15 protein-coding genes and 1 pseudogene are annotated in these 22,590 nt (G+C 67.9%); 6 read left to right on the forward strand and 10 right to left on the reverse strand.

The annotated features are described in order from the left end of the window. Positions 1 to 486, reverse strand: a pseudogene (locus tag ACE3QW_RS09940) (hypothetical protein); the annotation flags it as partial. Positions 487 to 1,136: 650 nt separating this feature from the next. Here ACE3QW_RS09940 and gltB point away from each other — a divergent pair. Further along, on the forward strand, positions 1,137 to 5,840 hold the full coding sequence (gene gltB, locus ACE3QW_RS09945) for a glutamate synthase large subunit (protein WP_374251381.1): 4,704 nt from the start codon (positions 1,137 to 1,139) through the stop codon (positions 5,838 to 5,840). Positions 5,841 to 6,037: 197 nt separating this feature from the next. Then, on the forward strand, positions 6,038 to 7,459 hold the full coding sequence (locus ACE3QW_RS09950; RefSeq protein ID WP_374251382.1) for a glutamate synthase subunit beta: 1,422 nt from the start codon (positions 6,038 to 6,040) through the stop codon (positions 7,457 to 7,459). Positions 7,460 to 7,806: 347 nt separating this feature from the next. Here the strand turns inward: ACE3QW_RS09950 and ACE3QW_RS09955 are convergent, their stop codons facing one another. From ACE3QW_RS09955 to ACE3QW_RS09975, 5 genes are all read right to left on the reverse strand, one after another. After that, positions 7,807 to 8,757, reverse strand: coding sequence for a 3-keto-5-aminohexanoate cleavage protein (locus ACE3QW_RS09955; RefSeq protein WP_029555282.1), 951 nt, complete (start codon positions 8,755 to 8,757; stop codon positions 7,807 to 7,809). Positions 8,758 to 8,801: 44 nt separating this feature from the next. Further along, positions 8,802 to 9,749: a 3-hydroxyacyl-CoA dehydrogenase gene (locus ACE3QW_RS09960; RefSeq protein WP_374251383.1), complete on the reverse strand. Its 948-nt coding sequence runs from the start codon at positions 9,747 to 9,749 to the stop codon at positions 8,802 to 8,804. A gap of 205 nt (positions 9,750 to 9,954) precedes the next feature. Continuing rightward, the gene (locus tag ACE3QW_RS09965; protein ID WP_374251384.1) at positions 9,955 to 12,480 is read right to left on the reverse strand and encodes an ATP-binding cassette domain-containing protein; all 2,526 of its coding nucleotides are present in this window, start codon (positions 12,478 to 12,480) and stop codon (positions 9,955 to 9,957) included. A 101-nt stretch (positions 12,481 to 12,581) separates the two neighbouring features. Then, positions 12,582 to 13,457: a branched-chain amino acid ABC transporter permease gene (locus ACE3QW_RS09970; protein ID WP_024280354.1), complete on the reverse strand. Its 876-nt coding sequence runs from the start codon at positions 13,455 to 13,457 to the stop codon at positions 12,582 to 12,584. 426 nt (positions 13,458 to 13,883) lie between these two features. Then, complete coding sequence (locus tag ACE3QW_RS09975) at positions 13,884 to 15,182, reverse strand: ABC transporter substrate-binding protein (protein WP_374251385.1); 1,299 nt, start codon at positions 15,180 to 15,182, stop codon at positions 13,884 to 13,886. 113 nt (positions 15,183 to 15,295) lie between these two features. Here ACE3QW_RS09975 and ACE3QW_RS09980 point away from each other — a divergent pair, with 113 nt between their 5' ends. Together ACE3QW_RS09980 and ACE3QW_RS09985 are read left to right on the forward strand one after the other, a co-directional pair. Beyond that, positions 15,296 to 16,051, forward strand: a complete 756-nt coding sequence (locus ACE3QW_RS09980; protein WP_029555287.1) for a GntR family transcriptional regulator — start codon at positions 15,296 to 15,298, stop codon at positions 16,049 to 16,051. A gap of 72 nt (positions 16,052 to 16,123) precedes the next feature. Further along, complete coding sequence (locus tag ACE3QW_RS09985) at positions 16,124 to 16,900, forward strand: SDR family oxidoreductase (RefSeq protein ID WP_374251386.1); 777 nt, start codon at positions 16,124 to 16,126, stop codon at positions 16,898 to 16,900. A gap of 66 nt (positions 16,901 to 16,966) precedes the next feature. Here the strand turns inward: ACE3QW_RS09985 and ACE3QW_RS09990 are convergent, their stop codons facing one another. Continuing rightward, entirely contained in the window at positions 16,967 to 18,409 is a 1,443-nt protein-coding gene (locus ACE3QW_RS09990) for an NAD-dependent succinate-semialdehyde dehydrogenase (RefSeq protein WP_374251387.1), read from the reverse strand. Between the two features lie 297 nt (positions 18,410 to 18,706). On the opposite strand from ACE3QW_RS09990, the gene ACE3QW_RS09995 reads away from it, so the two are divergent. Both ACE3QW_RS09995 and ACE3QW_RS10000 read left to right on the forward strand, forming a co-directional pair. Further along, the gene (locus ACE3QW_RS09995) at positions 18,707 to 19,000 is read left to right on the forward strand and encodes a hypothetical protein (RefSeq protein WP_374251388.1); all 294 of its coding nucleotides are present in this window, start codon (positions 18,707 to 18,709) and stop codon (positions 18,998 to 19,000) included. A 261-nt stretch (positions 19,001 to 19,261) separates the two neighbouring features. After that, a complete protein-coding gene (locus ACE3QW_RS10000; protein ID WP_374251389.1) occupies positions 19,262 to 19,591 on the forward strand; it encodes a hypothetical protein in 330 nt (109 codons plus the stop codon). A gap of 16 nt (positions 19,592 to 19,607) precedes the next feature. Here the strand turns inward: ACE3QW_RS10000 and ACE3QW_RS10005 are convergent, their stop codons facing one another. The 3 genes from ACE3QW_RS10005 to rpoH all read right to left on the reverse strand — a co-directional run bounded on the left by ACE3QW_RS10005 (position 19,608) and on the right by rpoH (position 22,487). Further along, positions 19,608 to 20,234, reverse strand: a complete 627-nt coding sequence (locus tag ACE3QW_RS10005) for an FkbM family methyltransferase (protein WP_374251390.1) — start codon at positions 20,232 to 20,234, stop codon at positions 19,608 to 19,610. Positions 20,235 to 20,482: 248 nt separating this feature from the next. Beyond that, on the reverse strand, positions 20,483 to 21,295 hold the full coding sequence (locus tag ACE3QW_RS10010) for a response regulator (protein ID WP_374251391.1): 813 nt from the start codon (positions 21,293 to 21,295) through the stop codon (positions 20,483 to 20,485). A 295-nt stretch (positions 21,296 to 21,590) separates the two neighbouring features. Continuing rightward, positions 21,591 to 22,487: an RNA polymerase sigma factor RpoH gene (rpoH, locus tag ACE3QW_RS10015; RefSeq protein WP_029555293.1), complete on the reverse strand. Its 897-nt coding sequence runs from the start codon at positions 22,485 to 22,487 to the stop codon at positions 21,591 to 21,593. Positions 22,488 to 22,590: the final 103 nt, after the last annotated feature.

Raw genomic sequence — 22,590 nt, forward strand, 5'->3', positions numbered from 1 at the left:
GGCCGGCGGAACGGCGCGCGCCGTCGCGGGCGGTGCCTGGCGCTGGGGCGCGGGGGCCGGCACAGCCATGGCTGGACCAGCGGGACCACCCGGAATGGCGCGCGCGCTCACCACCCGGCCGGTGAAGGCATTCACCCGCAAGAGCGCCCGCCCCTCCTGATCGGATGCGGCGACCAGATAGAAGCGGCCGGAGAGCTTGGGCGCGCCGATGCTCCAATAGCCCATGCTCTGGACGATGGACCGGATCTCCTCGGGCGGCAGCACTGGATAGCGCGCCTGCGGCACCCCATACGCCCCACCGGGATAGGTGCCGGGCGGATAGGCGCCGGGCGGCACCGGATAGCCGCGCGGCGCAAGGCCCGGCTGCCCCTCATAGATCAGCACCTGCGCCGCAGCCGGCAGCGCGCTGCCGATGAGAAGGGCAGAAACGGCGGCCGCGCGCAGCACCGGCCGGGAGCCGAGGGGAAGGGAGAGGGTGTGGTGCACGGCGCAGCTCCGGAACGGTAGAAACGTGAGGCGGTCGGTCGGCCTGCGCCCCTTCTTCTCCGCGCGCGTCCGCGCATGCGAAGACGGGACCCGGCGGAGCCGCCTGATTCCCGTTCACCTAAGCCTTCCAATGCGGCAGCCGTAGGACGCAAGTCAGGACGCAAAATTGGGGCGGGAGCCGGCAATCGGCCGCATCGGGCATCGGACCCGCCGGGAGGCGCCGAAATCCCGTTGCGCCAGCGCCGACCGCCCCGTACCGTTCTTGCGCCAGAACCGCCAGTCGCGCAATTTTTCGCCAATTTGACCGCTTCTGCGCCATCGTGGCGCTTGTGAGGCTGCTGCTTTTCTGTCATCTTCGCCGAGATAGGGCAGTCGTACTTCCCTATCTCCCGTGCGCGCCGAATTGCCGAGCTCACGTTCCACAGGGCCGGCGCGTCGCCGGCCGAAGTCGGACGGAGGCGCAGTTCCGCGCGGCGCGGCTGTGGTGCAAAAGTTGCAAAGCAGGTATCGGATATCGCCGGGACGCCCCGTCCGGGCGAAGGGGGTCCGGCGCCCGGCGCGATGCGCACGGGCACCGACAGTCTGGGGAAGCCGGCGGCACAGCCGGAAAATGCGGGCGGCGCGCCGCCCTATGGAAAAGGAATGGTCAGATGGCACCGATGGATCGCAAGGATGGCTTGATCGGAAGCGTGGCTCAGACTGCCGCCGCCGTGAAAGACACGGCGATCGTCGGCCGTCCGGACGCCTTTGGCCTGTTCGACCCGGCGCACGAGCGTGACGCCTGCGGCGTCGGCTTCATCGCCGACATCAAGGGCCGCAAGAGCCACCGCATCGTGCAGGACGGCATCAACATCCTGCTCAATCTGGAGCACCGCGGCGCGGTGGGCGCCGATCCGCGCGCCGGCGACGGCGCGGGCATGCTGGTGCAGATCCCGCACAAGTTCTTCGCCAAGGAAGCGGCGCGCCTCGGCTTCGCCTTGCCGGAGCCCGGCCAGTATGCCGTCGGCCACATCTTCATGCCGCGCGAGGCCGAGGGTGAGGCCATCGTGCGCGCCGCCTATGAGCGGGTGGTGGCGGAAGAGGGCTTCCAGCTCATCGGCTGGCGCGACGTGCCCACCGACAATTCCTCCCTCGGCGTCAGCGTGCTGCCGACCGAGCCCAAGCACGTGCAGATCTTCATCGGCCGCGGCGAATATGCGGGCGACGAGGACGGCTTCGAGCGCCGCCTGTTCGTGCTGCGCAAGGTGATCTCCAACACCGTCTATGGCGCAAGGGACCCGCGCACCGCCGGCTATTATCCGGTGTCGCTGTCGGTCCGCACGCTGGTCTACAAGGGCATGTTCCTCGCCGACCAGCTCGGCGCCTATTATCCGGACCTGCACGACCCGGACTTCGAGAGCGCGCTCGCCCTCGTGCACCAGCGCTTCTCCACCAACACCTTCCCGGCCTGGCCGCTGGCCCACCCCTATCGCATGGTGGCGCACAACGGCGAGATCAACACCCTGCGCGGCAACGTCAACTGGATGGCGGCGCGGCAGGCGAGCGTGGATTCCGAGCTGTTCGGTGCCGACATCTCCAAGCTCTGGCCCATCAGCTATGAGGGCCAGTCGGACACCGCCTGCTTCGACAACGCGCTCGAATTCCTGGTGCAGGGCGGCTATTCCCTGCCCCACGCGGCCATGATGCTGGTGCCCGAGGCCTGGGCCGGCAACCCGCTCATGGACGAGGAGCGGCGCGCTTTCTACGAGTATCACGCCTCCCTCATGGAGCCGTGGGACGGCCCCGCCGCCATCGTCGCCACCGACGGCCGGAAGATCGTCGCGACGCTGGACCGCAACGGCCTGCGCCCCGCCCGCTACATGGTGACGAACGACGACACCATCGTCCTCGCCTCGGAAATGGGCGTGCTCACGCTGCCCGAGGAAAAGATCGTCACCAAGTGGCGCCTCCAGCCCGGCAAGATGCTGCTGGTGGACCTCGAGGAAGGACGCCTCGTCCCCGACGAGGAGATCAAGACCGAGCTGGCCCGCGCCAACCCCTACAAGGAGTGGCTGAAGCACACCCAGCTCGTGCTTGAGGACCTGCGCCCCGTGGAGGCGCGCGAGGTGCGCACCGACGTGTCGCTGCTCGATCGCCAGCAGGCGTTCGGCTACACGCAGGAAGACCTCAAGCTGCTCATGGCGCCCATGGCCATCACCGGCCAGGAAGCGGTCGGCTCCATGGGCACCGACACGCCCATCAGCGTGCTGTCCAACAAGTCCAAGTCGCTGTTCAGCTACTTCCAGCAGAACTTCGCGCAAGTGACGAACCCGCCCATCGACCCGATCCGCGAGGAACTGGTGATGAGCCTCGTCTCCTTCATCGGGCCGCGGCCGAACATCTTCGACCTGGAGGGCAACGCCCGCCGCAAGCGGCTTGAGGTGCGCCAGCCCATCCTCACCAACGAGGACCTGGAGAAGATCCGCTCCATCGGCTTCATGGAGGAGCGGTTCGACACCCGCACGCTGGACATCACCTACCCCTCCGACAAGGGCGCGGCGGGCATGGAGGATGCCGTCGAGCGGCTGTGCGAGCGCGCCGAGGCGGCGGTCCACGGCGGCTACAACATCATCATCCTGTCCGACCGCATGATCGGACCGGACCGCATCCCGATCCCGGCGCTGCTCGCCACGGCGGCGGTGCATCACCACCTCATCCGCAAGGGCCTGCGCACCTCGGTCGGCCTTGTGGTCGAGACCGGTGAGGCGCGGGAGGTGCATCACTTCGCCTGTCTCGCCGGCTACGGCGCCGAGGCCATCAACCCCTATCTCGCCTTCGAGACCCTGCTCTCCATGAAGGACGAGATTCCGGAGGAGGTGGACGACAAGGAGATCGTGAAGCGCTTCATCAAGTCCATCGACAAGGGCCTGCTGAAGGTGATGTCCAAGATGGGCATCTCCACCTACCAGTCCTATTGCGGCGCGCAGATCTTCGACGCGGTGGGCCTCTCCTCCGAGCTGGTGCGGAAGTATTTCTTCGGCACCGCCACTACCATCGAGGGCGTGGGCCTGCCGGAGATCGCGGAAGAGACCGTGCTGCGGCACACCCTCGCCTTCTCGGACGCGCCCGTGTTCCGCATGGCGCTCGATGTGGGTGGCGAATACGCCTACCGCATCCGCGGCGAGGACCATGCGTGGTCGCCGGATTCGGTCTCGGCGCTCCAGCACGCCGTGCGCGGCAACGCGCAGGACAAGTACAAGGCGTTCGCCGCCATGATCAACGAGGAGGACAAGCGCCTCCTCACCGTGCGCTCGCTGTTCCGCATCCGGTCGGCGGGCGAGATCGGGCAGGCGAGCGTGGACGTCGCGGAGGTGGAACCCGCCTCCGAGATCGTGAAGCGCTTCGTCACCGGCGCCATGTCGTTCGGCTCCATCTCGCGCGAGGCGCACACGACCCTCGCCATCGCCATGAACCGGATCGGCGGCAAGTCGAACACCGGCGAGGGCGGCGAGGAGCCCGAGCGCTTCAAGCCCCTGCCCAATGGCGACAGCATGCGCTCCGCCATCAAGCAGGTGGCCTCCGGCCGCTTCGGCGTGACGGCGGAATACCTCGTCAATTCCGACGTGATGCAGATCAAGGTCGCGCAGGGCGCCAAGCCCGGCGAGGGCGGCCAGCTGCCCGGCCACAAGGTGGACGCGGTGATCGCCAAGGTGCGCCACTCCACCCCGGGCGTGGGCCTCATCTCCCCGCCCCCGCACCATGACATCTATTCCATCGAGGACCTCGCCCAGCTCATCTACGACCTGAAGAACGTGAATCCCGACGCGGACGTGTCGGTGAAGCTCGTCTCCGAGGTCGGCGTGGGCACGGTGGCGGCCGGCGTCGCCAAGGCGCGCGCCGACCACATCACCATCTCCGGCTTCGAGGGCGGCACGGGCGCGAGCCCGCTGACCTCCATCAAGCACGCCGGCTCGCCGTGGGAGATGGGCCTCGCCGAGACCCAGCAGACGCTGGTGGCCAACCGCCTGCGCTCGCGCGTCGCGCTGCAGGTGGACGGCGGCCTGCGCACCGGCCGGGACGTCATCATCGGCGCCCTGCTCGGCGCCGACGAGTTCGCCTTCTCCACCGCCCCGCTCATCGCGGCGGGCTGCATCATGATGCGCAAGTGCCACCTGAACACCTGCCCGGTGGGCGTGGCGACGCAGGACCCCGTGCTGCGCAAGCGCTTCAAGGGCACGCCCGAGCACGTCATCAACTACTTCTTCTTCATCGCGGAAGAAGTGCGGGAGATCATGGCCTCCCTCGGCTTCCGCAAGCTGGAAGAGATGGTGGGCCGCGCCGACGTGCTGGACCAGAAGGCCGCCATCGACCACTGGAAGGCCAAGGGCCTCGACTTCTCGCGCATCTTCGCGGTGCCGCAGGTGCCGGCCGAGGTCGGCATCCGCCACACCGAGCGCCAGCACCACCCCATCGAGAAGGTGCTCGACCGCACCCTCATCGCAAAGGCGGCCCCGGCGCTGGAGCGCGGCGAGAAAGTGGTCATCGAGACCCCCATCCGCTCGGTGGACCGCTCCGCCGGCGCCATGCTCTCGGGCGCGGTGGCCAAGGCCTATGGCGGCGCCGGCCTGCCCGACGACACCATCCACGTCACCCTGTCCGGCACGGCGGGCCAGGCCTTCGGCGCCTTCCTCGCGGCGGGCGTCACCTTCGACCTGATCGGCGAGGCCAACGACTACGTGGGCAAGGGCCTGTCGGGCGGGCGCATCATCGTGCGGCCGCCGGCCCATTCGGCCATCGTTCCGGAGAACTCCATCATCGTCGGCAACACCGTGATGTATGGCGCGACCGAGGGCGAATGCTACTTCCACGGCATCGCCGGCGAGCGCTTCGCGGTGCGCAATTCGGGGGCAATCGCCGTCGTCGAAGGCACCGGCGACCATGGCTGCGAATACATGACCGGCGGCATCGTGGTGGTCATCGGCCCCACGGGACGCAACTTCGCGGCCGGCATGTCCGGCGGCGTCGCCTATGTGCTCGACGAGGACAAGAGCTTCGCCAAGCGCTGCAACCTCTCCATGGTGGACCTGGAGCCGGTCGAGGAGGAGGAGGACCTGCTGGAGCGCCTCCACCACCACGGCGGCGACCTGGAGTTCAAGGGCCGCATCGACGTGCAGGGCGACATGTCCCGCCACGACGAGGAGCGCCTGCACCAGCTCATCGCCAAGCACCTGCACCACACGGGCTCGGCGCGGGCGCAGATGATCCTCGACAACTGGGCGGACTACCGCTCCAAGTTCGTCAAGGTGATGCCGGTGGAATACCGCCGTGCCCTGCGCGAGATGGAAAAGCGCCGCGGCCTCGCGGCGGCCGAATGAGGCAGGAGCGTCCCCTCCCCGGAGGGGACGCGTGCCGGCCCCGAACGGCCGGCACGCGGGCCGGTCGCCCGTGCGGAAACGCGCGCGAAAACCGAGTCCTCAAGCTGGAACAATTCTTGTAATGGAACTGGTGGTGCGGCACGCGGAGACATCCGGCGCGCGCGGCGGTTCCCTCAAGGTTCGCCAACGAGGTTTTTATGGGCAAGGTCACGGGGTTCCTGGAGATTGATCGGCGCGAGCAGAAGTATCAGCCCGCATCCGACCGCATCCGCCATTTCCGCGAGTTCACGCTGCCGCTGCCCGACGCCGAGGTGGAGAACCAGGCGTCGCGCTGCATGGATTGCGGCATCCCCTTCTGCCACGGCTCCACCGGCTGCCCGGTCAACAACCAGATCCCGGACTGGAACGACCTCGTCTATCGCAACGAGTGGGAAGAGGCCGCGCGCAACCTCCACTCCACCAACAATTTCCCCGAGTTCACCGGCCGCATCTGCCCCGCCCCGTGCGAGGAAGCGTGCACGCTGAACCTCGAGGACGTGCCCGTCACCATCAAGACGGTGGAGCAGGCCATCGCCGACAAGGCGTGGAAGAAGGGCTGGATCAAGCCCGAGCCCGCCGCCGTGAAGACCGGCAAGAGCGTCGCCATCGTCGGCTCCGGCCCGGCCGGCCTTGCCGCCGCCCAGCAGCTCGCCCGCGCCGGCCACGACGTGCATGTCTATGAGCGCGAGCCCAAGGCCGGCGGCCTGCTGCGCTACGGCATCCCCGACTTCAAGATGGAAAAGCACCACATCGACCGCCGGGTGAAGCAGATGGAGGCGGAAGGCGTCACCTTCCACTACAACGAGAACATCGGTGTGGTCCGCCCCCTGCAGGAACTCCTCGACGGCCATGACGCGGTGCTGCTCGCCGGCGGCTCCGAGGCCCCGCGCGATCCGGGCCTCCCAGGCCAGGAGATGGAAGGCGTGCACTTCGCCATGCCCTATCTCGTTCAGTCCAACCGCCGCGAGAGCGACGAGCCGGTCAACGAGATCCCGATCCTCGCCGGCGGCAAGCATGTGGTGGTGGTGGGCGGCGGCGACACCGCCTCCGACTGCGTGGGCACCGCCTTCCGCCAGGGCGCGCTCTCCGTCACCCAGCTCGACATCCGCGCGGTGCCGCCCATGAAGGAGGACAAGCTGGCGGTGTGGCCCTTCTGGCCCACCAAGTTCCGCACCTCCTCCTCCCAGGCCGAGGGCGCCGAGCGCGAGTTCGCCTGCGCGACGCTGGGCATCGAGGGCCGCAACGGCCGCGTCACCGGCGTCAAGTGCGCCCGCGTGGATGCCAAGCGCCAGCCCATCCCCGGCACCGAGTTCGTGCTGCGCGCCGATCTCGTCTTCCTCGCCATCGGCTTCGCCCACCCGCTGTTCGCCGGGCTCATCGAGCAGTCCGGCGCGGCGCTGGACAAGCGCGGCAACGTGAAGGCGGACGAGGAGGCCTATGCCACCTCCGTGCCCAAGCTCTACGCCGCCGGCGACATGCGCCGCGGCCAGTCGCTGGTGGTCTGGGCCATCCGCGAAGGCCGCCAGGCCGCTCACGCCATCGACAAGGACCTGATGGGCGCCACCACCCTGCCGCGCTGAGCGCCCGGTCCCCGGACAAGCGACGGCGCAAGCCGGAGCGCTGATCCGGGGGCCAGCGCAAGACTCCCCGCGCAGCGGGGCAATTCCCGTGAGCGCCTGAATAGAGACGCGCCTTCGGCGGTCCCTTGCGCTGGGCCCCGGATCGCATTCCGCTGTCGCTGCATGCGTCCGGGACGCGAGGGCGGTTCCCGGACCCGCCGTCATGCCCGGCCTTGTGCCGGGCATCCACGTCGGGCCGACGGAGCTAAGGCCTAGCGCGTGTTCCCAGCCGACCCACGTGGATGGCCGGGACAAGCCCGGCCATGACGGCTGTGATGGCGGGCGACCAGCCCGCTGCCCCCGCCCCCTCAGATGTTCGTCTTGTCGGCGCCCTTGAGCTGCAGGATCTCGCGCGCCTCGTCGGGGCTGGCCACTTCCAGCCCCAGGCCCTCGATGATCTTGGCGGCGAGCTTCACCTGGTCGGCGTTCGAGGTGGCGAGCTTGCCACGGCCGGCCCAGAGCGAATCCTCCAGTCCCACCCGGATGTTGCCACCCATGGAGGCGGCCATGGCGGCGATGGGGAGCTGGTTGCGGCCGGCGCCGAGCACGGACCAGCGATACTGATCGCCGAACAGCCGGTCGCAGGTGCGCTTCATGTGCATCACGTCCTCGGGGTGGGGACCGATGCCGCCGAGAAGCCCGAACACCGACTGCACGAACAGCGGCGGCTTCACCAGCCCGCGCTCCAGGAAGTGCGCGAGATTGTAGAGATGGCCGATGTCGTAGCACTCGAACTCGAAGCGCGTGCCGTTGTCGTAGCAGGTGGTCAGGATATATTCGATATCCTTGAAGGTGTTGCGGAAGACGAGATCGCGCGTGTTCTCAAGATGCGTCTTCTCCCACGGGTGCTTGAACTCCTTGTACTTGTCGAGCAGGTGGAACAGCCCGAAATTCATGGAGCCCATGTTGAGGGAGGCGACCTCCGGCTTGAAGGTGGCGGCGGGCAGCACGCGCTCCTCCACCTTCATGTAGGGGCTGCCGCCCGAGGTGATGTTGATCACCGCGCTCGTCGCCTGCTTGATGCGCGGCAGGAAGGGCGCGAACGCCTCCGGTGTCTGGTCCGGCTGTCCGGTCTCCGGGTTGCGCGCGTGCAGGTGCAGGATGGCCGCGCCGGCCTCGGCCGCCTTCAGCGCGTCGGCGACGATCTCGTCCGGCGTGATGGGCAGATAGGGCGACATGGTGGGCGTGTGGATCGCCCCCGTGATGGCGCAGGTGATGATGACCTTGCGGTTGGATTTCTTGGGGGCGGCCTCGGTCATGACGGTGTTGCCTCGGTTGTCGTGAATATGGGGGTCCGGAAAGCTCAGGCGCCGATGTCCTTGTCGGCCTTGCGCTTGTGGGCGGCCAGCGCCATCAGCCGGCGGTCGCGCCACACCTGCCGCTCCTGAAGGGCATCGTGGGCGAGGCGCGCGCGGCGCTCGGCCAGCACGGTTTCCAGCACCGGGCCGGCCCAGTCCACGCGGCGCCACTGGTCGGGCGAGATGCGCTCGTAGATCTGCTGGTAGCGCGCCACATAGTCCGCGACGCCGCCGGGCGCGTTGAGGTCGATGGTCTCGAACGGCCCCATGAAGGACCAGCGCAGCGCCAGCCCCTCGCGGATGCCGATGTCCACGTCCTCGACGCTGGCATAGCCGTCCGCCACGAGGCGGAACGCCTCTTCCAGCAGCGCGCCCTGCATGCGGTTCATCACGAAGCCGTCCAGCTCGCGCTTCATCACGATGGGCGACTGGCCGGCGGCGCGCATGAGGTCGGCGGCGCGGGTCATGGTCTCCGCGGAGGTCCAGGGCGCGGGCACCACCTCCACCGCCGGGATCAGATAGGGCGGGTTGATGGGGTGGCACACGCACACCCGCTCGCGATGCGTCAGGTCTTCCGTGAAGCGCGAGGGCAGGATCGCCGAGGTGGAGGAGGCCAGCACGGTTTCGGGCGCGGCGATCGCGTCCAGCTCCGCATAGAGCGCCTGCTTGAGGGCGAGGTCTTCCGGCGCGCTCTCCTGCGCGTGGACGGCGCCGTCCAGCGCGTCCGCATAGGAGCCGGCGGCTGAAAGGCGCGCGCGCACGGCCTCGGGGCTGGCACCATTGAGGAGGTCGTTGGCGGCAAGGTCCGGCAGCACGCCTTCGATATAGGCGAGCGCCGCCTGCGGCGCGCCCTCCGCCTTGTCGGCCAGCGCCACGTCGAACCCGGCGCGGGCGAAGGTGATGGCCCAGGCGCGGCCGATGAAGCCCGAGCCGATGATGGCGATCTTGGTCATGGATGCCTCTTGAGGTCGAATAAGCTTGCGCCCCGGACCAGCGACGGCGCAGCCGGAGCGCCGAGCCGGGGCCCAGGGGAAAAGTCGGCGCAGCCGGCGATGCGCGCGGGCCGGCGAGCCGGAGCCGCCTTCGGCGAACTCTTGCGCTGGACCCCGGCTCTCCTTCCGCTGACGCTACAGTCGGCCGGGGTGCGAGGCAGGCGCATCACAGCCACAGCACCTGCCTCCGCAGGTCGAGGTCGCGCGCCAGCGGGCGGGCGGGGCCTTCGTGGACCACCTCGCCGCGCTCCAGCACCACCGCGCGGTCGGCGAGGTTCAGCACCACGTCGAGATGGTGATCGACGATGACGAGGGTGAGCGAGCGGCGCAGCCGGTCAAAGGCGTCGAACAATTCTTCCGTCACCGCCGGGGACAGGCCCTCGAAGGGCTCGTCCAGCAGCAGCACGCGGGTGTCGCCCATGAGCGCGCGGGCCACCGCCACCATCTGCTGCTCGCCGCCGGAGAGGAGGTCGGCCGGCGTGTCCATGCGCACTTTCAGGCGGGGGAAGAGGTCCAGCACCTCCTCTTCGCTGAAATGCTTGCCGGCCCCGGTGATGCGCTTCAGCCGCCCGAGTTCGAGGTTGTGACGCACGCTCATGCCGTGGAACAGCGCCCGGCCCTGCGGCACGTAGCCGACGCCGCGCCGGGCTATTGTCGCGGAGGACAGGCCCATCAGTTCCTCGCCCGCCAAAGTCAGCGAGCCGTTCATGGGCTTGACGATGCCGGTGATGGCCTTGAGCAACGTGGACTTGCCCGCCCCGTTGCGGCCCAGCAGCGCGAGGATCTCGCCCTCCTTCGCCTCCAGCGAGACGCCGGCCAGGATGCGGCTCTTGCCGTAGAAGGCATCGATGCCGTGGAGCCGCAGCATAACGGTGTCGGTGGCGGCGGATTGCAGGTCGCGGGCGGCCAGCGCGGCGGCGCCGGAGCCGATATAGACCTCCTGCACACGCTTGTCGGAGCGTGCATCCTCCACCGTGCCGTCCACCAGCACCGCGCCGTCGGCCATCACGGTCACGGCGTCGGCGAGTTCGAACACCCGGTCGATGTCGTGCTCCACCAGCAGCACGGGCACCTCGGCGGAGATGTCCTTGATGAGGTTGGAAACGCGGTTGCGCTCCGCCGCCGCGAGGCCCGCCAAAGGCTCGTCCAGCAGCAGCACGCGCGGGCGGGAGGTGAGCGCGAGGCCCATGTCCAGCAGCCTCTGCCCGCCATAGGAGAGCGCGCCCGCCTCGGCGCGCTCCATGCCGGCGACGCCGAGGAAGGCCACCATCTCCGCCGTCTCGGCATTGATCTCGGGGATGGACGCGGCATCGCGCCAGGGATCGAAGCGACTCTTGTGGGTGGCCTGCACGCCGAGGCGCAGGTTTTCCTCCACGCTGAGCGTCGGAAACAGGTTGGTGATCTGGAAGGAGCGCGCGAGGCCCTTCATGCACACCTGATTGGGCGAGAGCCCGTCGATGCGCTCGCCGGCGAGGCGGATTTCGCCGGCATTGGGGGCGAACATGCCGGAGATCATGTTGAAGGTGGAGGTCTTGCCCGCGCCGTTGGGGCCGATGAGGGCGTGGAGCGTGCGATCCTTCACCGCCACCGCGCCGGCCCGCACCGCCTTGATGGCGCCGAAGCCCAGAGCGAGGTCCTTTGCCTCCAGCAGCGGGGCGGCGCTCTCCCACCGCGCCCGCGCGGTGAGGGAGGACGGCAGCGGCCGCTTCTCCGCCGAGGTGCGCCGGCCCATGGCGGCGGCCTCGATGGTCTTCTTCCGGAGCGGCGCCAGCAGCCGGCCGGCGACGCCCACGAGCCCGGTGGGCGAGAAGACGATGAAGGCCATGAACAGGAGGCCGAACCAGAACAGCCAGTTCGCCGTCCACATGGACAGGAACTCGCGGAACAGCACGAAAAACAGCGCGCCCAGCGCCGGCCCGAGGAAGGAGCGCATGCCGCCGATGACCACCATGGCCAGCAGCTCGCCGGAAAAGGCGATGGCGATGGGATCGGCCGAGGCGAAGCGGTGGTTGAAGGCGAGCAGCGCCCCGGCGAACGCGGTGAGCCCGGCCGAGAGGGTGAAGCAGGCGATCTTGTAGGCCCGCGTATCGTAGCCGATGAAGCGCGCCCGCTGCTCGTTCTCGCGGATGGCGACGAGCACCGTGCCCACCGGCGAGCGCACGAAGCGCTGGAGGGTGAGGATGATGAGGAAGGCCGCGCCCGCCACCACCCAGTAGAAGGTGGCGTTGCGATCCACGTCGAGGCCGAGGAAGGGGCCGCGGTTGACGCCGCCGAGGCCGTTCTCGCCGCCGGTCACGGCGGTCCAGCGGAAGGCGATGGTGTAGGCGAGCGCGGTCAGCGCCAGCGTGAGGAGCGAGAAATAGACACCGCGCCGGCGCAGCACCACGTAGCCCACGGGGATGGCCGCCAGCGTCACCAGCACCGCCGCCGGGATCGCGAGCACGAGGCCCCATTCGGGAAACAGCCGCTGCTGCACCAGCGCCGCCGCATAGGCGCCGAGCCCGAACCACGCGCCGTGGCCGAAGGAGACGAGGCCGGTGTAGCCGACGAGCAGGTTCAGCGCCATGCAGGCGAGGGCGAGGATCACCACGTCGGTGGCGGACGTCACCGTCAGGCCGAGGGCGGAGAGCAGCGCGGGCAGAAGGGCCAGCGCCACCGCGGCGACGATGAGGTTGGCATTGCGGGCGAGCATCGCGGCTCCTGAGGCGGGAGGGCACGCCGCGCTCGGCGCGGCTTCTGGCGAGGGAGATGTCGCAGTCACGGAAGGCGCGGTGGGGGCCTTGGGCATGGCGGTCACTCGAAGCGCAGGATGCGCTCGCCGAACAGGCCGCGCGGCCGGGCGAGCAGCACCGCCAGCATCAGGACGTACATGGACGCCTCGGCCGCCGGCGGGATGAAATAGACCGTGAGCCCGCGCACGAGGCCCACCAGCAGCCCCGCCGCCACCACGCCCCAGAACGAGCCGAGGCCGCCGATGACCACCACCACGAAAGCGGCGGTGAGGATTTCCGAGCCCATGGCCGGATGCACGCCGGAGATGGGCGCGAGCATGATGCCGGCGAGGCCCGCAAGGCCGATGCCGATGGCCGCCACCGCCGTGAGATAGGGGGTGAGCGAGATGCCGAGCGCGCCCACCATGTCCGGGTTCTGCACCCCGGCCCGCACCACGCGGCCGAAGGCGGTGCGCTGGAGCAGCAGCCACAGCCCGAGCACCGCCACCGCCGCCACCACCAGAATGGCGAGGCGATAGCGCGAATAGATGAAGTCGCCGAGGAACACCTGCCCCTTGAGGAAGGCGGGAATGGAGAAGGGAATGGGCGTGGCGCCGAAGGCCATGCGCAGCGCCTGCTCGATCACCATGGCGAGGCCGAAGGTGAGCAGCAGCGACAGGATGGGATCGGCCCGGTAGAAGCGCGAGAACAGGGTGCGCTCGATGACCATGCCGATGAGCGCCACCGAGAGCGGCGCGGCGACGAAGGCGGCGGGAAAGCCGAAGCGGTTGCCGACCTCGACGCCGATATAGGCGCCGATGGCATAGAAGCCGCCATGGGCGAGGTTCACGATGCCGCCGAGGGAGAAGATGAGCGAGAGGCCGAGGGCGATCAGCAGATAGGCGACACCCACCAGAAGCCCGTTGAGCAATTGCTCGATGAGGAAGACGAGTTCCATGGGCATTGCATCTTCTCCGGCCTTAGGCGTTTTTACTGGCAGACATCGACGGCGGCCCCCGCGCCGCTCAGACTCCCTCTCCTTGCGGGAGAGGGAGGCGTTGGTGCCCCGGACCAGCGACGGCGACGCCGGAGCGCCGAGCCGGGGTCTAGGGGAAAAGTCGGCGGAGCCGGCAATGCCCCAAGGCATCCCCGCTTGAGCCGCCTTCGGCGAACCCTTGCGCTGGGCCCCGGCTCGCATTCCGCTTTCGCTGCATGCGTCCGGGGCGCGAGGGCGGCGCCGGAACCCGCCGAACTCCCTCTCCCCTTGCGGGAGAGGGCTGGGGTGAGGGGTATGGCGCCGCAAGAACCGACCTCCGGCGCACGCGGAGAGACCCCCACCCCTCACCCCCGGCCCCTCTCCCGCAAGGGGAGAGGGGAGGCATCCTCACCCTGCGGGGAAGGTGCAGGCGTTCTCTTCTGGGGTGGGCGCGATCACGTCGAGGGCGGTGCCGTCACCGGGCACGGCCGGGCCGAGGACCATGATGTCCCAATTGTCCTTCACCTGCGCCACCGGGCGGGGGGTCACCGTGTACATCTCCTGGATGAGCTGGTGGTCCCAGTCGCGGAAGTAGCCCTTGCGACCCTTCAGGATGTCCAGCTCCTTCTCCTTCTCGAAGAAGGAGATGATCTGCGCGGAATCCGTGCTCTTGGTCTCGATCATGGCGCGGGCGACGAGCTTGGTGGCCACATAGTCGCCCCACGCCTGGTTCTCCGGCGGCTTGCCCCACTTCTTCACGAAGGCGGCGACGAAGGCCTTGGAGGACGGGGCCGAGACGTCATGGTGCCAGATGAGCGGCCAGATGCCGCCGAAGGCATCCTTGCCCGCGCCCCAGGCCACCGCCGTATCGAAGCCGAAGCCGCCGAACGGATACTGGAGGCCGAATTCCGAATACTGCTTGATGAAGTTGGTGATCTGGTTTCCGGCGAGGTTCGAGATCACCACATCCGGGCGCGACTGGCGCACCTTGAGCAGATAGGACGAGAAGTCCGTGGCGTCGGTGGGCACCAGCTCGTCGGCGATCACCTCGCCGCCATTCTGGGCGATGTAGCGCTTGGCGACGCGGGACAGATCGTGGCCGAAGGCGTAGTCGGCGGTGAGGAAGAAGAGTTTCTTGCCCTTGATGAGGCCGTCGCGCAGCATTGCCGCGCCCACCGCCTTCACATATTGGGTGTTGGCGCCTTCCACATGGAACATGTAGCGGTTGCAATCCTTGCCGCGCAGGGCATCGGAATTGCCGCCGGTGTTGACGAATACGATCTTGTTGCGCGCCGCGACCTGGGCGATGGCCAGCGCCGAGGCGGAGGAAATCTCGCCCACGATCACCGCCGCCTTGTCGCGCTCGATGTAGCGCTCCGCCTTGGAGGAGGCGGTGGCGGGGTTCACGCTGTCTTCCATCACCAGGTTGATCTTGCGGCCGTTGATTCCGCCCGCCGCGTTCAGCTCCTCCACCGCGAGCTGCACGCCCATCTGGCCATAGGCGCCGAGCGGGCCGAGGAAGCCGGTAAGCGGGGTGAGGTGGCCGAAGGTCACGGTGTCAGCCTGCGCCTTCACGATGGCCGGCATGCCGACGCCACCGAGAAGCGCGGCCGCGCCGACGCCCTTCAGGAGCGTGCGACGACCGACGGATGCGGACGCAATGCGGGCGTGATGGGGAATGTCGTTCACGGCGTCGTCTCCTCCCATGGATCCGGCTGGACGTTGCGGCGGCAGGATTTTTCCCGTTCGGACCGCTCCGGAATGATTGCCGACTGGCTCGGCTATCTGTTATCTGTGATCACACATAGCAGACGCGGAACATGGAACACAAGACACCTTCCGCCGCAGACGGCGATGCCTCAGAGGTCCGCGGCGACGAGCCGGCGGCGACGCTCGATGCCCGTGTCGGCCGCATCGTCCGCCAGACTTTGGCCGATCAGGTCTATGGGGATCTGAAGGAGCTCCTGCTCTCCGGCCGCGCCGCGCCGGGCGAGCGCTTCACCCTGCGGGGGCTGGCCGCCGCCATCGGCACAAGCGCCATGCCGGTTCGGGAAGCCGTGTCGCGCCTCGTCGCCGAGAACGCGCTGGAAGTGCTGCCCAACCGCGCCGTGCGCGTGCCCCTCATGCCCCGCGCCCGCTTCGCCGAACTGCGTCTCATCCGGATCAGCCTCGAAGGCCTCGCCGCCGCCACCGCCGCCCGCGAGGCCACGGATGAGGAGATCGCCGAGGTGGTCCGCTGCGAGCGTGCCTTCGCCGCCGAGCGGGACAAGAAGAGACCGGACGGCGCCGCCGCCATGCGCCACAACAAGGACCTGCACTTCGCCCTCTACCGCGCCGCCCACCTGCCCACCCTGATGGGGATGATCGAGGGTCTCTGGCTGCAGATCGGCCCCGTCCTCAACCTCGATTTCCGCGCCGGCCCGGAGCGGGTGCGGCAGGGGGAAGCGCACCTCCACCACGCCCGCCTCGTCGCCGCCCTCAAGGCCCGCGATTCGGACGCGGCACGGGACGCCCTGGTCGCGGATATCTGGAGCGCGGGCGACTTCATCCTCTCGCGCGACGTGCTTCCGGACTGACTCAAGACTGAACGTGCCTGAACCGGCACCTGACAGCACCGATACCCCACCCGAAAACCTAGGGAGAACGCCATGGACCTCGGCATTGCCGGCATTCGCGTCATCGTCACCGCCGGCGCCGGCGGCATCGGCCTGGAAATCGCCCGCGCCTTCCTGAAGGAGGGGGCGAAGGTGGAAGTCTGCGACGTGGACGAGGCCGCCCTGGAGGCCTTGGGGAGCACCGCGCCGGGGGCCGTCGGCACCTGGTGCGACGTGTCGGACCGGGCCTCGGTCGCCGCCTTCATGGACGGCGCGCTGGGCCGTCTCGGCGGGCTCGATGTGCTTGTAAACAATGCGGGAATCGCCGGCCCCACCGGCCGCGTGGACCAGATCTCGCCGGAGGATTGGGACCGCACTCTGGCGGTGGACATCACCGGCCATTTCAACGTCACCCGCCTCGCCGTGCCGGCCCTGAAGGAGAGCGAGAACGCCTCCATCATCGGCCTCTCCTCGGCCGCCGGCCGCTTCGGCTTTCCCCTGCGCTCGCCCTATGCGGCGGCGAAGTGGGGGGTGGTGGGCTTCATCAAGTCCCTGGCCATGGAGCTGGGCGAATTCGGTATACGCGCCAATGCCATACTGCCCGGATCGGTAGACGGCCCGCGCATCCGATCGGTGTTCGAGAACAAGGCGCGCGAACGCAACATGTCCATGGAGGAAGTGCAGGCCATGGCCCTCTCCGCCACCTCGCTGAAGCGCCTCATCCCGCCGCAACACCTTGCCAATGTTGCGGTTTTCCTGTCGTCCCCGATGGGCTCCACCATTTCCGGCCAGGCCATCGCGGTGGACGGCGACATGCAGATGCTGGTGTAGGCACCTGAACCGCCGCCGCCCTCCAGCCCAGCCGGAGGGCAGCGAAAGTCGTTTTCTACCTGAGGGTTAGATCCCGGCCTGGGATACGAACTTGGGGTTCAGATAGGCCTCGATGGCCTCCGAACCACCCTCCGAGCCATAGCCGGAATCCTTGATGCCGCCGAAAGGAACCTCAGGCAGAGCAAGGCCCAGATGGTTGATGGTCATCATGCCCGCCTGCACCCGGTGCGCCACCTGCTGGGCGGTCTTGGCCGAGCGGGTATAGGCATAGGATGCAAGGCCATAGGGCAGCCGGTTGGCCTCGGTGACGGCCTCCTCGAAATCAGAGAAGGGCAGCATCATGGCCAGCGGGCCGAACGGCTCCTCGTTCATCATCCGCATGTCGCGGGTGACGCCCGTGACCACCGTGGGCTCGAAGAAATAGCCTTTGTTTCCAATGCGCGAGCCGCCTGTCGCCACCTCGGCCCCCTTCTGACGGGCATCGGCGATGAGGGCTTCCATGGCCGGGATGCGGCGCTCGTTGGCGAGCGGGCCCATGGTGGTGCCGGCGTCCAGGCCATTGCCCACCTTCACCGCCTTGGCGACGGTGACGAAGGCGTCCACGAATTGCTCGTAGACCTTCTCCTGAATGAGGTAGCGGGTCGGCGAGACGCACACCTGCCCGGCGTTGCGGAACTTGGCGGTGGCGATCTGCTTGGCCGCGGCGGCCACGTCCGCATCATCGAAAACGATGACCGGCGAATGCCCGCCCAGCTCCATGGTGGCGCGCTTCATGTGCTCACCGGCGAGCGCCGCCAGCCGCTTGCCCACCGGGGTGGAGCCGGTGAAGGTGATCTTGCGGATGGTCGGGTGCGGGATGAGATATTCGCTCACTTCCGCCGGCACGCCATAGACGAGCCCGATGACACCGGCCGGCACGCCCACGTCCACGAAAGCACGGATCAGCTCGGCGGGGGACGCCGGCGTCTCCTCCGGCGCCTTCACGATGATGGAGCAGCCCGCCGCCAGCGCGCCGCACAGCTTGCGTACCACCTGGTTGAGGGGGAAATTCCACGGCGTGAAGGCCGCGACAGGCCCCACCGGCTCCTTGATGACGAGCTGATAGACGCCGGGCGCGCGGGCGGGAATGACGCGGCCATAGGCGCGGCGGGCTTCCTCGGCGAACCAGTCGATGATGTCGGCAGCCGCCAGCGTCTCCATCCGCGCTTCGATGAGCGGCTTGCCCTGCTCCAGCGTCATCAGCCGGGCGATGCCGTCGGCGCGCTCGCGCAGCAGGTCGGCGGCCTTGCGCATGAGCTTGGACCGATCAAAGGCCGATACCTTGCTCCAGGTCGCAAAGCCGCGCTCAGTCGCCTCCAGCGCCGCGTCGAGGTCGGCCCGCGAGCAGTGCGCGACCGAGCCGATCTCCTCCTCCGTGGCGGGATTGATGACCGGGATGCGGCGGCCACCCTCGGCGTCGCGCCAGACACCGTCGATGTGGAGCTGGACGTTGGGATAGGCATCGGACATCGGGCTTCCTCCTTGGGGCGCCGCGCCGTGGATCGCGCAGGCGCCGGTCGAACCGTGTATTCGAATCGGTCTTTGCGCCCCGGTGGGCCGTAGGCCGCCGCTCATCCGGCCATCCGGCTGGAGCGCTGCGGGAAACGAACACCGAAAGTGGAGTGGCGGGCGGGCGCCGGGGCGGGCGCGCATCCTATGCGGCAACGGTGCGGTTGAGAACCTGCGGCCGGCGCGGGGAAACCGGTGCGAGGTCCGCAGCGTTGGCATGGCTGGACGGCGGAATGCCGAGCCAGAGCGGAGAAACCCATGAACACCGCGAACCTGCAATTGGAAGGCGTGCTCCTCGCCTTGTCGCGCCTGCTCGAGACCATGCGGAACAAGGGCCTTCTCACCTCCGGCGAGATCGAGACAGCCCTCGCCGAGGCGGAGGACGCCTGCCGCCGCGATGCCGCCTGCCGCACCATCAGCCCGGGCCAGGCCGAAGGGGTGTTGTTCCCCATCCGCTTCCTGCGCGCGGCCACCAATCGCCAGGAAGGCCCCTCCCCGACCTTCACCGACATCGCCACGTCCATCGGCGAGAACAAGGACACGCACGGCTGAGCCCGCGTACGGCGCCGGCCCCTCTGCGATCGGGCTCTGGCGCCGAGGGGTTCCCAAAGGGAATCAAGCGCGGGTACGCTCCGGCACCGTCATCCGGACAGGCCGGCGCCGCAATTGTGTGGGGAGGCGCCGCTGACGGCCGATCTCGACCTCATGCAGATCAGCCTCGTCACCGGCGGCACCTCAGCGGTTGCCATGGTCATTTTATGATCGTGCTTCGACCTGCGGTCGCTGCCGCAGGCCATCGGCGCGTCCCTTGCGGTGCTTGACCGGGATTTCGGCACCATCAGTGCGCGCGGGTTCCAGCGCGGGCTCGGCAGCATCCTGGGCGCGCTCGCTGAGCTGGCCGCGCTCCTGCTCCAGCTCCAGCTCGATAATCTTCTCGTCTATCTGGCGGTGCTCGCGAGCGGCATCTTCTATTTCTCCCGCTTGCTCACCGACGGCGGCCCGCCCGCCGAACTGATGCCGGTGGTGGAACGCCTCACCGGTATCTTCATCGGCGTCGCCCTGATGCGGATCGCGTCACTCGTCCTGTCCGCGCTTCACAACAGGCAGCTCACGCCAGCCCCGACTGTCAACCAGGCTGGCTAGGGTGCCCTCTCCAGCATCAAGCCAGAACGCGGCGCTGCAGCCGCCGCGCGAGGCGCGCCGGCCCGTAGTGCCACGCGAGCGTCACCTTGTCCGCGAACGCAAGGCCGGCGACCTTGCGGGGCACGAACCAGGCGTTGTGCCCGGTGCGACGGACCGGCACATAATCATGCGCCCGCAACAGGCGGCGGCTGCGGCCGAAATCCACCCGGTCGTCGACCAGGATGAGACGTGGCTTGAAACGGGAGGCAGTGAAGCCGGAAAGGACGTCGGCCTCGGTGCCCCCCACGTCGAGGGACAGGAAGTCGAAGCTGGTGATGCCTGCCTCCGCCAGAATGTCATCAAGCGTTCTGGCCGCCACGCGCATCACGCCGCTCGGCTGGTCGCCTGGGAACAGGTGTGACCGCGCCTCCCATCCCAGAAGCCAGAGCTGAAGTATGTCTGGCGCTCCGGGCGCCGCACAGGCGACCGGGACGACCGGAGACTTTCGTGTCGTCTCCAACGCCTTGGCCAGCTCGACGGACGGCTCGATGAGCAGACCCTTCCAGCCGTTCAGCTCGAGATGATAGGTCTGGCTGCCGCGGATGGGATCCCCCGCACCGACATCGACGAACGTTCCGACGGCATTTCCGAGCCAAGCCGCCACAAGACCTCTCTCATGGTGAGAGGGATTGATGACGCGACCACCGTCATCAGCAAGAACAGCTGCACCCATGGCACTCCACCCGCTTAACTCCGCGGAAAGTGCCCGGGTACCGAAATTTTCACAATGATAATCGGGTTCAGATTGTAGTCATAATATTCAGAATGGACCTATCTATATTAAAATATGAGGTCAAAAATAGTTCGTAGCAACACGCAATTTTAGCGAAATACAATTTTCGTTCGGACATATTACCAAATGAGCGCCCGGAGGGTTTCGGCAAAGCGCCGGCCGGCCTGACGCACGGAAGCTCCGCCCTTATGGGTCAGCTGGAGCCATACCCTTCGGCGATCCTCGGGGTCGGGATGGCGCTCGACAAGCCCTTCCTGCTCAAGCGCTTCGAGGCGACGCAAGGCTGTGGTGGTGGAGGTTCCGACCCCCGCGCATAGCGCCGAGACCGAAACCTGCCGGCCAGCAGCCTGCGCCATGGCGAGATCGAGCAGCATTTCCCAGGCGGCATCTCCGCCGGCAATCCTCGGAAGAACCCGCTTGCGGTCCATGCGCAGGCCGTCAAGCAGGCGCAGAAGAGACAGAGGATCGTCGAACAAGGTCGCTGCCCGCCGCTTCTGCACGGAGAGATCCAGCGCACGCCGAATGGCGGCCACGAGATTGGCGATTTCGACCGGCTTTTGGAGAAAATCAACCGCGCCCATGCGCAGGGCGGCAACGGAGTTCTCCAGCGATGCATTTCCCGTGAGTATGATGGGGAGAATCTGCGGGCCTTGACGAAGTTCACCCACACGACGGATCAGCTCAAGACCGTCAAGATCCGGCATGGCAAGGTCGGTGACCAGCACGCGTATGGCGAAGTTCTGCTCGACGATATCGAGAGCGCTCAAAGGCGAAGAGGCGCAGACCACTGGCAGGTTCTCGAGCGCGAGGCCCTCTCGCACCTCAAGAAGGAACTCCTTGTCGTCATCGACGACGATGACCGCAACATCCCGCATCGCCCAACTGCCATCACACGCGCCATGGCCACCCCCGGCACGAACAGCCGTCGGCACGGGAGTTCCTGTCAAAGCCACCCCGGAGGTCGAGCTAGGCGGGTATCATGCTAGGCTCATGCGATCCAGATCAGATCGATCCAATCTATCCCCATTTGGACCAATTTTCGCCAAGGAGCAGATATTTAGAGTTGATTGAATGCCGTATACGTCAACCCAAGCGTAGCTATGTCCTGCCGGAAAGGTTTCGGAGGTATCCTGAGAGGGGATGACGGCCATAGGCGACAGCGCCAGCCGCGAGCCGGCTACTGGACCGGAACCTTACGGGTCGATGGCGAGATGGCGCGGTCCCGGCTCAGGCCGAGACCGCCTCCGGTGCTTCGATCTGCCGAACGCGGTCCATCACCGCCTTCTGCACCTTCTCGAATGCGCGCACTTCGATCTGGCGCACGCGCTCGCGTGAGACGCCGAACTCGGCGGCAAGGTCTTCCAGCGTCATCGGGTCGTCGGAGAGCCGGCGCGCCTCGAAGATGCGGCGCTCACGGTCGTTGAGCACGGACAGGGCGCCGGACAGGGCCGAGCGGCGGTTGCTCAGCTCCTCGCTCTCGGCGAGTTGCTCCTCCTGGTCCTGGCGCTCGTCCACCAGCCAGTCCTGCCACTCGCCGCCTTCCGAATCCTCGCGGATGGGGGCGTTGAGGGAGGCGTCTCCGGACAGGCGGCGGTTCATGTCCACCACGTCCTGCTCGGTCACACCGAGCTTGGTGGCGATCTGCTTCACCTGATCGGGACGCAGGTCGCCCTCTTCCAACGCGGAAATCTGGCTCTTGGCCTTGCGCAGGTTGAAGAACAGCTTCTTCTGCGCCGCCGTGGTGCCCATCTTCACAAGGCTCCACGAGCGCAGGATGTATTCCTGGATGGAGGCGCGGATCCACCACATGGCATAAGTGGCGAGGCGGAAGCCCTTTTCGGGCTCGAACCGCTTCACCGCCTGCATGAGGCCCACATTGCCCTCGGAGATCACCTCGGAAATGGGCAGGCCATAGCCGCGGTATCCCATGGCGATCTTGGCCACGAGGCGCAGATGGCTCGTCACCAGCTTGTGAGCGGCGTCCCGGTCCCCGTGCTCGCGCCAGCTCTTCGCGAGCATATATTCCTCCTGCGGCTCCAGCATGGGGAACCGCCGGATTTCCTCCAGGTACCGCGAAAGCCCGCCCTCTGCGGAGGGAATGGGCATTGACTTCTGCTGGGCCATCACGAGGCCTCCTTCTCCCGCGGCCCCCATCCGGGCAGCCGCTCGTGCGGCCGCATGACGCCGACCGCGACGCACGATAATATAGATACGAACGAAAGGCGGA

The sequence above is a fragment of the Xanthobacter sp. genome (assembly GCF_041911315.1).
GTDB lineage: Bacteria > Pseudomonadota > Alphaproteobacteria > Rhizobiales > Xanthobacteraceae > Xanthobacter > Xanthobacter aminoxidans.